The following is a 12,564-nucleotide window of genomic DNA, read 5'->3' on the forward strand; positions in this document are numbered from 1 at the left end:
GTGATAAAAAAGCCGGCCCTGGTGGCCGGCTTTTTACATTGCAGTACAGTTTAGCGCGTTTTCAGGGCGCTGGGATTGAGCGTTAATCCCTGATAGTCCGACACCCAGGAAGAATACTTCTCAGGTGCCGCCCATACGCGGTAATGCAGTCGCGCCAGGGTGACCGGGTCACTCAGCAATACCAGACGGCGGTCGCGGTTAAGTTTATCCGGCGTTTCATTCAGCGCCTGTTCAACATGGCGATCGCGCGCGATTTCCAGCACGTGGCTGGCGCGGTGGCGTGCGGTAGCCATTGCCGTTGCCAGCGCGTTAAACGATGGATGGAACACCGCATGCATAAAGCCGTCGTCCAGCGTGCGTTCACGGTTCAGGTGCAAATAGCGTTCGGTATCCAGCAGCACCTGCGGCGTATTGTACTCTTCCGGGATAAGGAACAGTTTCCAGCGCTTAGTACGCAGACCAACGGTCGCGCGGCTGGAAATTACCGACACGAACGGCGACAGGATCAGCGAGAACACAATCGGCGCCAGCCAGAACAGGAAGCGCAGGTCGAGCCACGCCATCCCCACTGCCCATACCAGGCCCAGCAGCAATTGCGAACCGTGACGCATAAAGGCTTCGCCCCACGGTGTGGAGTCGTCGTCACGCTGCGGCGAATTCCAGACCACTTCCCAACCGAGAAACGCGCTCACTACGAATACCGTGTGGAATAGCATACGCACTGGGGCGAGCAGCACTGAGAACAGCACTTCCAGCAGCAGTGACGCGGTCACGCGCAGGAATCCGCCGTACTCTTTGGAGCCTTTGCACCAGATCAACAGCACGCTCAACAGCTTAGGCAGGAACAGCAGCACCATGGTCGACGCAAACAGTGCAATCGCCAGTTCTGGCCGCCACTGCGGCCACACCGGAAACAGCTGGCGCGGTTGCAGGAAGTACTGCGGCTCGGTTAACGCATGCACCACCTGCAAGGCCGTGGACAACGCGAGGAACATAAACCACAGCGGTGCAGAGAGATAGGACATCACACCGGTCAGGAACACCGCGCGGTGCACCGGGTGCATGCCTTTCACCAGGAACAGGCGGAAGTTCATCAGGTTGCCGTGGCACCAGCGACGGTCACGCTTCAGTTCATCCAACAGGTTCGGCGGCAACTCTTCATACGAGCCTGGCAGGTCATACGCGATCCACACGCCCCACCCTGCACGGCGCATCAGCGCGGCTTCCACGAAGTCGTGAGACAGTATCGACCCGGCGAACGACCCTTCACCCGGCAACGGCGCGAGGGCGCAGTGCTCAATGAACGGCTTAACGCGGATAATAGCGTTATGGCCCCAGTAGTGCGATTCACCCAACTGCCAGAAATGCAGGCCAGCGGTAAACAACGGACCATAGACGCGGGTAGCAAACTGCTGGCAACGGGCGTACAGCGTATCCATACCGGAGGCTTTCGGGGAAGACTGAATGATCCCGGCATTCGGGTTCGCTTCCATCAGGCGCACCAGCCCGGTCAGACAGTCGCCGGTCATTACCGAGTCGGCGTCCAGCACCACCATATAGCTGTACTGGCTGCCCCAGCGACGGCAGAAATCGTCGATGTTACCGCTTTTACGCTTCACGCGGCGGCGGCGGCGGCGATAGAAAATCTGCCCCTCGCCCTGCACTTCGGCGATCAACTCCATCCAGGCTTTTTGCTCAGCGACGCAAATATCCGGGTTGTAGCTGTCGCTCAGGATATAGACGTCGAAATGCTGCTGTTGCCCGGTGGCTTTTACCGATTCCCAGGTCGCCCGCAGGCCCGCGAAAACGCGATCCACGTCTTCGTTGCAGATCGGCATAATCAGCGCAGTGCGATGCTCCGGATTGATAGGCTCATCGCCCACCGTCGAGGCGGAAATACTGTATTTATCCCGGCCAATCAACAGTTGCAGGAAGCCCATTAACGCCGTCCAGAACCCCGCCGATACCCAACAGAACAGGATAGCGAACAGGATCAGGATGCCGCTTTGCAGAACATAGGGCAGCAACTGCATGAAAGAGACCCACAAATTCTGGCCAAACATATCAGCAGGATTGATCAGCGCCCAGCCCTGGTAAGGGAGAATGGTTTTCATATACCAGGTGGCGACGACCGTTTGCGACAGGGTCAGCAGCAGCAGGATGTAACGGCGGATGGTGCCCACGGTACGCCACTTCTGTTCCGATGCCTGCTGTTCTTTCGTCAGGCGCGAAAGATAGCGCGGCGCGACTTCGCGCCCACGCAGGCGATCCCAGAAACGCCCAACCGGGTTGGTACGCCAGGGGTCCGGGAACATAGAAGAGCGTTTGGCTTTTGGCATCGCCTGAAGCTGGGTGCGCCCTTCGTCATCTTTGATTAACTGGCCATCAGCCAGCGAATCGGGCCAGCTCATCTCCAGACGCGTTTTTACAGATTCCAGCGGCGAATCATCGTCCCGGGAAACGGTATAATCCGCTTCGCCGAGAGCATGATGGATTTCGCGCAGGTCGGAGGTATTCTCCACCAGCGCCGCTTTCGCCTGGGCGGAAAGCGGCAACGCCTCAATGTAGGGATTAGACTTATTCATTGGCAGGTAGCTGATAGCTCCAGGTTTCACTCAGCGTCTGATCGCCATTGACCAGCGCGGCACGCATTTCGGTGGTTTTCTTGGCGTCTTTCAGCTTAACGCGCACAATCATCCGCCACCCTTTGGTGACAGGATTATAGCGCACGGCGCTTTCAACGATTTCACCGTTGTCGCCAATGCTGGTTTGCGCGCTCACCGGCGTTTCAGGCGGCAGCTTTTTCATTTCCGGACCAGAGAAATCCACGACAAAGGCAATAGTGCCGTCCGGCTGGCGGATCAGGTTCGACTGCTTCACGTCGCCGGTGGAACGGCGGGTCTGGGTAACGTACGCGCTTTCCGGCGCATGGAGCTTGTCTTCATCACGACTGAAAGTGATCGTGTATTTGAAGTTCATCTCTTTACCCGGCTCCGGCAGTTGATCCGGCGTCCAGTAGGCGACGATGTTGTCGTTGGTTTCGTCATTGGTCGGGATCTCGACCAGTTCGACTTTTCCTTTACCCCATTCGCCAACAGGCGTGACCCAGGCGCTCGGGCGCTGATCGTAACGATCGTCGATATCTTCAAAACGCGAGAACTCACGGCCACGTTGCAGCAGACCAAAGCCCTGTGGGTTTTCGGTGCTGAAGGAGCTCACGGCCAGGTGTTTCGGGTTATTCAGCGGACGCCAGATCCATTCCCCGTTGCCGGCTTTAATGGATAAACCGTTAGAGTCATGCAGTTCCGGGCGGTAGTTAGTCGCAGGGGACGGCTGGTTCGGCCCGAACAGGAACATGCTGGTTAACGGCGCAACGCCGAGTTTGCCGACTTTATCGCGCAGGTAAACTTTAGACTGGACGTCCACCACCGTGTCGCGGCCCGGCATAATCACAAACCGGTAAGCGCCGGTAGCGCGCGGCGAGTCAAGCAGCGCATAAATAGTCAGGCGCTTGTCGGTGGGTTTTGGACGCTCGATCCAGAATTCGCGAAAACGCGGGAACTCTTCGCCGGAGGGCAATGCGGTATCAATCGCCAGACCACGCGCGGAGAGACCATACACCTGGCCCTGGCCGATCACGCGGAAGTAGCTGGCGCCCAGCATACTGACGATTTCGTCGTTTTTGTCTTTGCTGTTGATCGGATAAAGCACTTTGAAGCCAGCGAAACCGAGATCTTTAACGGTGTCTTTATCGTGCTGGACGTCGCCGAAGTTGAAATAATCCGGGTTGTATTTGATTTTACGCACCGCCGTTGACGTCACTTCATTGATCGTGACAGGCGTGTCGAAGTACATACCCTGATGATAAAATTCAAGCTTAAACGGGGTCTTTACGTTGTTCCAGTAGGCTTTGTCGTGATTGAACTGGATCTGCTGATAGTCCGCGTATTTCATGTCGCGGAAAACGGACGGCAGATTGCTTTTCGGCGCTTCAAAGCTTTTATCGGCTAATGATTTGGCCTGTTTTGCGACATCGTCAATGGAGAATGCCCAAACCGAGGTGGTATAAAGGGACAACATCACTGCCGCGCCTAACCAGTGCAATTTCAACATCTGTGGTTTAATTTTCATATTAATTAGCACATCCCCCTTTGTGTGCTTAAATCAATCCGATCCATTTTAATGGAAACTCAGGCTTTCCGACAACATAATCCCCTCTTTGTTCATCCCGCTGGCTCAGGGTTTATACAGTTGCGGGCGTAGGGATTCGTTTTGCGAGTTAAACCTGGAGACACTTACCAGGAGTTGGTGTAGGGTTGCCGACGAATTTACCCACATACGCACATTGCGATAAGACGAAAAGTCCGAGAGTTTGCGGAGTTATATGAAGACGACGTCAGTACAGCGAGAATATTTCCTGGATTCTATCCGCGCCTGGTTAATGCTGTTGGGGATCCCGTTTCACATTTCACTCATTTATTCGAGCCATCACTGGCATGTGAACAGCGTTGCGCCGTCGTGGTGGCTGACCCTGTTCAATGACTTTATTCACGCCTTCCGCATGCAAGTGTTCTTCGTGATTTCCGGTTACTTTTCATACATGTTGTTCCTGCGCTACCCGCGTCCAAAATGGTGGAAAGTACGCGTTGAGCGCGTGGGGATCCCTATGTTGACCGCTATCCCTCTGTTGACCCTGCCGCAATTTATTATGTTGCAGTACGTCAAAGGCCAGGCGGACAATTGGCACACGCTTAGCAGTTATGAAAAATATAATACACTGGCCTGGGAGCTCATTTCCCATTTGTGGTTTTTACTGGTGCTAGTGATATTAACCAGCATCGGGTTAATTTTGTTTAAGAATATATCCAACGGGATCGCTGAAGGGCGTTTTCGTGGGTTAAAAAATATCACCTTAGGAAAACTCTCAATTATTTTCTGTTTCCTCGGGTTGGTTTACGCGCTAATTCGCCGCACGCTGTTTATTGTCTGGCCCCCTATTTTAAGCGATGGGTTGTTTAATTTTATTGTTATGCAGACGCTGTTCTACGCACCGTTTTTTATCCTCGGCGCGCTGGCGTTTAAACACCAAAACATCAAACAGTTATTCATTCAACCGTCACGCGGTTGCACGCTGGGCGCGGCTGCGGCGTTTGCGGCCTATCTGGCAAACCAGCGATACGGCAGTGGCGATGCCTGGATGTACGAGACGGAATACGTCATCACCATGGTGCTGGGATTATGCATGGTGAATGTGGTGTTTTCGTTGGGTTACCGCCTGCTTAATTTCCAGTCTGCGCGCGTAACCTATTTCGTTAACGCATCGCTTTTTATCTATCTGGTGCACCATCCGCTGACGCTGTTCTACGGGGCATATATTACGCCGCATATCGCGTCAAATACCCTTGGATTTATCAGTGGATTAGTGTTTGTTGTCGGCATCGCGCTGGCGCTATATGAAATCCACCTGCGCATTCCTTTACTGCGCTTCTTGTTTTCCGGCAAGCCGCAAAATAAAGGGTCAGCCGCCATCGCGCCAACCAAATAACTACAGCAACCATTCTACCGGGAGCCAGTAAGCCAGCGTCACCAGCACCCGCTGCCAGAAGCGGGTTTGCGGCTCCCGTGTCAACACCACTTCCTCTCCGTCACGATGTTCAATCCAGTTTATCCGCCCGGTTTGATCGAGCCGTAAGGTCCAGGCCGCCAGTTGCTGGCTTTGGGTGAACCGCGTATGGATCTGCTGCGCCAGTTTCGGGCTTTCAATCACCAGGCCCATTTCGGTATTCAACATGGCGGAGCGCGGGTCGAAATTAAACGAGCCGATAAAAACGTGCGTGCCGTCAACGCTGAAGGTTTTGGCATGCAGGCTTGAGCCGGAGTTGCCTGTCAAACCGCGGTCATGCTGGACTCGCTCCTTCTGCGGGCCGGGTTTCAGTTCATAGAGCGCAATCCCATGACGCAGCAGTTTCTTGCGCCAGCGCGCATAGCCGGCATGAACCACGGCCACATCGTTGGCCGCCAGCGAGTTGGTGAGAATAGCGATATTGACACCCTTGCGCTTAAGCATCAGCAACTGGGCGACGCCCGCGCGGGTCGGCACAAAGTAGGCCGAGATAATATCAATCTGCTTTGTCGGTTCGCCGATGACGTTTAATAAACGCAGCGGCAGCAGGGAATGACGGCGCGCTTTCCCCTCCCCTTTGCGCGGATCGTCACTCAGTAAACGCGTTTTAGCCCAAATCATGGTCAGCGTCCCGGCATCCAGATGGGTGGCGAACTGGGTAGTGGCAAGTTTATCCAGATAGGATTTTGCGACCGGGTCCTGCTGCCACTCTTCCGGCAACTGAACACGCTGTTCGATTTCCTGCTCATTGACGTCGAGCACTTTTTCAAGCGTGGAAACCGACGCGCAGTCCCAGTAGCGTTCAAAATCGTTGCTGACATGCTCGACCACTGGCCCGATGGCCAGGACATCCAGATCGGAAAACAGCGGCTCATCCCCCGCGCCGAAATAGGCGTCGCCGACATTGCGGCCACCGATAATGGTTGCCTCGCCATCGACGGTAAAACTTTTGTTATGCATACGGCGGTTAAGGCGCGCAAAATCGGTGAGATAACCTAACGCACGCAGGGTGCGGAATGAAAAAGGATTAAATAACCGGACTTCAATGTTGGGGTGGGAATTGAGCAGCCGCAACGCGCTATCCAGCCCGAGGGTATTATTGTCATCCAGCAGCAGCCGTACCCGCACACCGCGCCTGGCAGCCTCAAGCAGTGCGTTAAACAACAGCCGGCCGGACATGTCGTCTTCCCAGATGTAGTACTGCACATCCAGCGTCAGCTCCGCCATCTCAGCCAGCATATAGCGGGCGGCGAACGCATCCAGGCTATCAGCCAGTGGATGGACGCCGCTATAGTCGGGATGCGCCTGGGTTTTTGGGGCGATGGCACGCCCAAGACGCGTGTTATGCGTCTTGTTCTGGTGGGCGTTGCGCAAGTAAGCGCTGGTAAAGTCGGGTGTTTTCTTCGTCATAGCAGACAAAGTATACCTGCTCCGGTAAAGCGTGCCGGGTAAGATAGTCTGAAACCGTGTTGACCGCGATTTCTGCCGCCGCCGGTTTCGGGTATCCATAGATACCTGTACTGATTGCCGGAAACGCCACGCTCTTGTAACCGTTGTCGCACACTAACTGTAGGCTGTTGCGGTAAGCGTCGGACAAGAGCTGCGCTTCATGCGCATCGCCATCACGCCAGACCGGGCCAACGGTATGCACCACCGCTTTTGCCGGCAAATTCCCCGCAACGGTGATCACCGCATGGCCGGTTGGGCACGTGCCCTGCTGCTGGCGGACCTGCATACAGGCCTCCATCAGCGCGGGGCCTGCTGCGCGGTGTATAGCGCCATCAACGCCGCCGCCCCCCATCAGGGAAGAATTTGCTGCATTCACAATCACATCAATCGTCATTCGGGTGATATCGCCCTGAACAACCTCTATTCTGGATTTCATTGCCGCCTCCTTAATGCCCAGTATTGAGTGTAGAACATCCGCAGTCTGGGCCGAAGCTAGCGATAAACAACGCTGAGAACGGCTAATTTTTTGCTGTCATCAAGATAGCGAAGCTGAACCGTTGCCGGTACGTTACTTGTGATGTTGGCTGTATTAATGTCAGCCACTGCAATGGATTGTTTGACGCGTTTGGAGCCGACGGGGCAATCAACCATCACTCTGCGCTGGTTGTGGGAAAAATCGCAGCTATCTTCAACAACAGAGCCGACGAAGTGGATAACACCATCCGCGCCTGAAGCGCTAAATACTGGCGAAAAGATCGAAAAAAGGGCCAGGCCACACAGCGATAGTACTGAACGCATAAGCATTTTTGCAGTTCCTCATAAGCGCTTCATCCTGAAGACGTGAAAGGTCCTCGTGTAACTATAATCCAACCAAAAATTAACATATTGTTAATATTGTGAGCAGAATTACACAGTTAGCAGCAACGGTCGCTTGAAGAGTCATAACGGCAAAAAACAGTACAACTTTAATAAGGAAGGGAAGATTTATAAAATTGCCGGTGGCGACCACTGCTGTTTAAGGTTGATCGCTTTGCCATCGCTGACGGTGACAAGAATAGTCAGGTCATCACCCGGGTCGACATTGATCGCCAGACGCGATACCGAATAGGGTTCATTGCCTTTTATATGTGCCCGCGAATGTTGGCGGGTGTTGCTGTTGCCAGATGTGCCTTTACGTACGGCTTCGAGTTGGATCTGGCATTCGCAATCCTGCGTGAGCATGACCTGCGGCACGATGGTCCAGATGGAGCCTTGTTGTTGAGCATCAAAAACGATTTGGTTGGTCAGCGCGGCGAGTAGCACCATGGTGTACATAACTTACCTCCAAAAAAAACAGGGCCGAAGCCCTGTTCTTAATGCATCGTACGATTAGTACTGAGCAGCGTTTACGAAGTTGTTGTAACCGCGCTGAGTCACGTCTGCTTTCGCGTAGTTGTCGGTCTGGACAACGTTAGCGTAGTGAGAGTTACCGCGCTGGCTGATAGTGATGTCAGAACGGATAGCGTTCTGGTTCACGTTAACAGCGTTGTAGTTACCTTTCTGGGTAACATCGGTATCAGAGCCGAAACCGCCAGGTTGTTTAATATCAGCGGTGTTTTTCACACCATCCTGATCCAGCCAAATGTTGCTGTCTTTAGCAGACTGCTGAACATTCGCGAAGTTGTTGTAATGCGTTTGGTTAATATCTACCAGGGAGCCGTCAGCACCAGTCTGAACTGAATTCACAACGTGATGAGCACCGTCCTGATAAATTTTCAACTCAGCGCCAGACTGAGAAGGACGAAAGTCATTACGATCTGCCATCGCGCTTCCAGAGATAACTACTAATGCTGCAACTGCTGCCACTTTGAATAATTTCATGGTGAAACCCCCATCGGATTGATATTAAGTCGTTCTGAATTTAGCGTTGAGTAACGCGAATATTCATAAACGAGTTCTTTTGAACAACGACTGCGGTTTTTTGCGTACCATATTGGGTAACGTTCGCTCTATTATTCGAACCTTTCTGAATAACGATCGCACTATTACCGAACCCATTCTGCTGTATATCTGCATCATTACGGAAACCGTCCTGAGAGACATACGTCAGATTGTAATTTCCTGATTGGTCTACATTTGCTCTGTTACCCGTGCCGTTTTGTACCACCACGGTTTGCAACTTATGGCCGTCCTGGCGAGTGTCGACTCTATTATGAGAGCCGTCTTGACCAATAATCGCTGCCTGATTGTATGAAGACTTGCTTAATTCATTCACAGCAAAGTTGTATTCTGCTGCCGCAAGATCATTACTATATGAATAAGCCACAGCGGGCGTACCCAATATAGTCAACATCATCAACAACAATTTGTTTTTCATGTTGTCACCTTGGGCTGGCAGGATAATTAATACAATTATCCTTTCAATCATTTCTAATTTGTAAACACAACTAACAAAATGTTATTGCTGCGTTACGGAGAAGAGTATGTCGAAGGAAACATATTTAATATCTCACCCGCGAGTCGTATTTTTTCTCATTCCGTCACCAAAAAGTATGAGAATTAAATCAGGTAATAAAGGAGGGAAATACTTTTAACGGCAAAATCCATAAAAAGCAAAGAAGAGATTCATGAGGTTGTAACAAACGAAACGGCAAAAAACAGCCGCGAGAGGTTGATCAAAAAAAATCTTCGAAGAGTCTGTCACCGCTTACTCATTATCTATACAAACCCCGCAACCGCCTTTCCAGCAGGGTGATCCCGTGGATTAGAGGTAATACGTTTTCAACAAAAAATATCATAAACGTTAAATAACAATGACTTAAAAATATTTGTATGATTTTAAAAATGATGCAACTCATTAAAAATGTACAACTTACCTATTAATTTTTTCATATTTGAAATCCTGAAATTAACATTTATATATTCCATTTTACATTATGTAACATCTTTAACACTTGATTTAAGATTAGTAATGGCTAGATTGAATTCAGCAGTACAAATAAAAGTTTCTCTTTTTCATCACCCTCTCCGGGGATGACTGATTATTTTTCTATACACAGCAGTGCAGCATCTGTCAGTACTTCTGGTGGGCTGAATATCTATTCAGCCCAGCTGTCAGGTGTCAATATAAAAAACAGTGGGGTTTCATCATGTACAGTGAAGTCCAGAGCATGCATGGCCAAACGTTGTTCTTGATTACTAAGCCATCTTTGCAAGCGACAGCGTTATTACAGCATTTAAAAACATCTCTTGGAATAAACGGTAAACTGCATAACATTCAGCGCTCCGTTGATGATATTGCAGCTAACAGTTTGATTCTCCTTGATATGATGGAAGCTGATAAGAAGCTGATTCAGTACTGGCAGGATAATTTAGGCCGCAAGAACATCAATCTCAAAATCGTGTTACTGAATACACCCGATGAATATCCGTTTCGAGAAATCGAGGGTTGGCCGCATATTCATGGGGTGTTTTACGCCCATGAAGACCAGTCCTGCGTGATCGAGGGAATGCGAGGCGTGCTGCGCGGCGAATGCTATTTTTCGCAAAAGCTTGCCAGTTATTTGATTACGCACTCGGGGAATTATCGGTACAACGGCGGTGAATCCACGTTGCTCACGCATCGTGAAAAAGAGATCCTTAATAAATTACGCGTCGGCGCTTCAAATATTGAAATCGCTCAGGCCTTATTTATTAGTGAAAACACGGTAAAAACCCATCTTTATAATTTATTTAAAAAGATCGCGGTAAAAAACCGTACTCAGGCTGTTTCATGGGCAAACGATAACCTCAGGCGATAAGCCATGAAAAATCTAAGACCTTTGTTGGTGGCCTGCGGTATCTTCTGGGCCACTGCGACTGCACACGCCGTAGAAGTAGAAGTGCCGGGATTATTAACAGACCGTACCGTTTCGTCTATTGGTCATGATTTTTATCGTGAATTTAGCCATAAATGGGAAAGTTCATATCCTGGAAACTTATCAATAAATGAAAGGCCCAGCGCCCGATGGGGAAGCTGGATAACCATTACCCTGGATCAGGAGGTGCTTTTCCAACTTTTCCTGTTCCCCACAAAACGAGACTTTGACCAAAACGTCGATATTGCACTTGCGCAGACACAGGAAGCATTGCAGCGTCGTCAAATAGATAAAGTGTTATTGAGTACCGGTGATTTAACCAGCGATGAATTTTAATTCTCAATAAAACCTATTCAGGAGGCTGACATGCGTCTCGCATACGGCATGATTTCGTTGATGTTAATTGCACCATTATCGTGGGGAGGAAATATGACGTTTCAGTTCCGCAACCCGAATTTTGGCGGCAACCCAAATAACGGCGCGTTTTTATTAAACAGCGCGCAAGCGCAAAACTCTTATAAAGACCCCAGCTATGACGACGATTTAGGCTACGAAGCCCCAACGGCGCTGGATAGCTTCAGTCAGGCTTTGCAATCCCAGGTACTGGGTAACCTGATGTCGAATATCAGCACCGGCACCCCAGGCAGAATGGTAACCAGTGACTATATCGTTGATATTGCGAACCGCGACGGACAGTTGCAACTGAACGTCACCGACCGTAAGACCGGCAGAACCTCTGTTATTGAGGTCTCGGGCTTACAGTACAGTTCCGGCACAGAATAACCCGGTTAAAAAGGATTCTTATCATGCAGCGCTTACTTTTACTTCTGGCAGTGACGTTATTAAGTGGCTGTTTAACCGCTCCACCAAAAGAAGCGGCAAAACCCACTCTGATGCCCCGCGCGCAAAGCTATCGCGATTTGGTGAAGCTCCCCGATCCAAAAGGCAAGCTTTATGTGTCGGTGTATAACATTCAGGATGAAACCGGGCAGTTTAAGCCTTACCCGGCGAGTAACTTCTCAACTGCGGTACCGCAAAGCGCCACGTCAATGCTGGTCACCGCACTGAAGGACTCAAAGTGGTTTGTTCCACTTGAGCGCCAGGGGCTGCAAAACCTGCTTAACGAGCGCAAAATTATCCGCGCCGCGCAGGAAAACGGCACCGTCGCCCCCAATAACCGCCAGCCGCTGGATTCGCTGCGCGCAGCGAACATCATGATCGAAGGTTCGATTATCGGTTATGAAAGCAACGTTAAATCAGGCGGTGTGGGGGCGCGTTACTTTGGGATCGGCGCAGATACGCAGTATCAGCTGGACCAGATTGCCGTGAACTTACGTGTGGTCAACGTCAGTACCGGTGAAGTGCTGTCGTCGGTTAACACCAGCAAAACGATACTGTCTTATGAAGTCCAGGCTGGTGTGTTCCGCTTCATTGATTATCAGCGACTGCTGGAAGGCGAAATGGGCTACACCTCGAATGAGCCTGTGATGATGTGCCTGATGTCAGCCATTGAAACCGGTGTTATCTATCTGGTGAATGACGGGATTAACCGCGGGCTGTGGGACCTGCAAAACCCGGCTGACATGAACAACAAAGTATTGGCGAAGTACCGGGATATGGCGACGCCGCCGGAATCCTGATAGCGCATCGCGCCCA

13 protein-coding genes are annotated in these 12,564 nt (G+C 51.2%); 5 read left to right on the forward strand and 8 right to left on the reverse strand.

The window, feature by feature from the left end; genetic code table 11:
* Positions 1-50 precede the first annotated feature (50 nt).
* Both mdoH and mdoG read right to left on the reverse strand, forming a co-directional pair.
* Complete coding sequence (gene mdoH, locus RT120_RS11360) at positions 51-2,615, reverse strand: glucans biosynthesis glucosyltransferase MdoH (protein WP_409515044.1); 2,565 nt, start codon at positions 2,613-2,615, stop codon at positions 51-53.
* The gene (gene mdoG / locus RT120_RS11365) at positions 2,578-4,113 is read right to left on the reverse strand and encodes a glucans biosynthesis protein MdoG (protein ID WP_312982793.1); all 1,536 of its coding nucleotides are present in this window, start codon (positions 4,111-4,113) and stop codon (positions 2,578-2,580) included. The genes mdoH and mdoG overlap by 38 nt, the downstream gene beginning before the upstream one ends.
* 271 nt (positions 4,114-4,384) lie before the next feature.
* On the opposite strand from mdoG, the gene mdoC reads away from it, so the two are divergent.
* Positions 4,385-5,545 carry a glucans biosynthesis protein MdoC gene (gene mdoC, locus RT120_RS11370; RefSeq protein WP_312982707.1) on the forward strand — a complete coding sequence of 387 codons (1,161 nt, stop codon included), beginning with the start codon at positions 4,385-4,387 and terminating at the stop codon, positions 5,543-5,545.
* Here mdoC and RT120_RS11375 read toward each other — a convergent pair whose 3' ends face one another.
* From RT120_RS11375 to csgB, 6 genes are all read right to left on the reverse strand, one after another.
* Positions 5,546-7,033 carry a phospholipase D family protein gene (locus RT120_RS11375; protein ID WP_312982708.1) on the reverse strand — a complete coding sequence of 496 codons (1,488 nt, stop codon included), beginning with the start codon at positions 7,031-7,033 and terminating at the stop codon, positions 5,546-5,548.
* A complete protein-coding gene (ymdB, locus tag RT120_RS11380) occupies positions 6,966-7,508 on the reverse strand; it encodes an O-acetyl-ADP-ribose deacetylase (protein WP_312982710.1) in 543 nt (180 codons plus the stop codon). The genes RT120_RS11375 and ymdB overlap by 68 nt, the downstream gene beginning before the upstream one ends.
* A 56-nt stretch (positions 7,509-7,564) precedes the next feature.
* Positions 7,565-7,876 (reverse strand): hypothetical protein, encoded by a 312-nt coding sequence (locus tag RT120_RS11385; protein WP_312982711.1) that lies wholly within the window; start codon positions 7,874-7,876, stop codon positions 7,565-7,567.
* Positions 7,877-8,056: 180 nt separating this feature from the next.
* Positions 8,057-8,386: a curli assembly chaperone CsgC gene (gene csgC, locus RT120_RS11390; RefSeq protein WP_312982712.1), complete on the reverse strand. Its 330-nt coding sequence runs from the start codon at positions 8,384-8,386 to the stop codon at positions 8,057-8,059.
* A 54-nt stretch (positions 8,387-8,440) separates the two neighbouring features.
* Positions 8,441-8,875 carry a hypothetical protein gene (locus tag RT120_RS11395; protein WP_312982713.1) on the reverse strand — a complete coding sequence of 145 codons (435 nt, stop codon included), beginning with the start codon at positions 8,873-8,875 and terminating at the stop codon, positions 8,441-8,443.
* Between the two features lie 97 nt (positions 8,876-8,972).
* Positions 8,973-9,428: a curli minor subunit CsgB gene (gene csgB, locus RT120_RS11400; RefSeq protein WP_312982714.1), complete on the reverse strand. Its 456-nt coding sequence runs from the start codon at positions 9,426-9,428 to the stop codon at positions 8,973-8,975.
* A 772-nt stretch (positions 9,429-10,200) separates the two neighbouring features.
* On the opposite strand from csgB, the gene csgD reads away from it, so the two are divergent.
* From csgD to csgG, 4 genes are read left to right on the forward strand one after another with little or no spacing between them, the layout of a single operon-like run.
* Positions 10,201-10,851 carry a biofilm master transcriptional regulator CsgD gene (gene csgD / locus RT120_RS11405; protein WP_312982716.1) on the forward strand — a complete coding sequence of 217 codons (651 nt, stop codon included), beginning with the start codon at positions 10,201-10,203 and terminating at the stop codon, positions 10,849-10,851.
* Between the two features lie 3 nt (positions 10,852-10,854).
* Positions 10,855-11,244 (forward strand): curli production assembly/transport protein CsgE, encoded by a 390-nt coding sequence (gene csgE / locus RT120_RS11410; RefSeq protein ID WP_312982718.1) that lies wholly within the window; start codon positions 10,855-10,857, stop codon positions 11,242-11,244.
* A 30-nt stretch (positions 11,245-11,274) separates the two neighbouring features.
* Positions 11,275-11,691, forward strand: a complete 417-nt coding sequence (gene csgF / locus RT120_RS11415) for a curli production assembly/transport protein CsgF (protein WP_161661590.1) — start codon at positions 11,275-11,277, stop codon at positions 11,689-11,691.
* 23 nt (positions 11,692-11,714) lie between these two features.
* Positions 11,715-12,548, forward strand: coding sequence for a curli production assembly/transport protein CsgG (gene csgG, locus RT120_RS11420; protein WP_125292158.1), 834 nt, complete (start codon positions 11,715-11,717; stop codon positions 12,546-12,548).
* Positions 12,549-12,564: the final 16 nt, after the last annotated feature.

Origin of the sequence: Atlantibacter sp., from assembly GCF_032062175.1 — a bacterium.
Classification (GTDB): domain Bacteria; phylum Pseudomonadota; class Gammaproteobacteria; order Enterobacterales; family Enterobacteriaceae; genus Atlantibacter.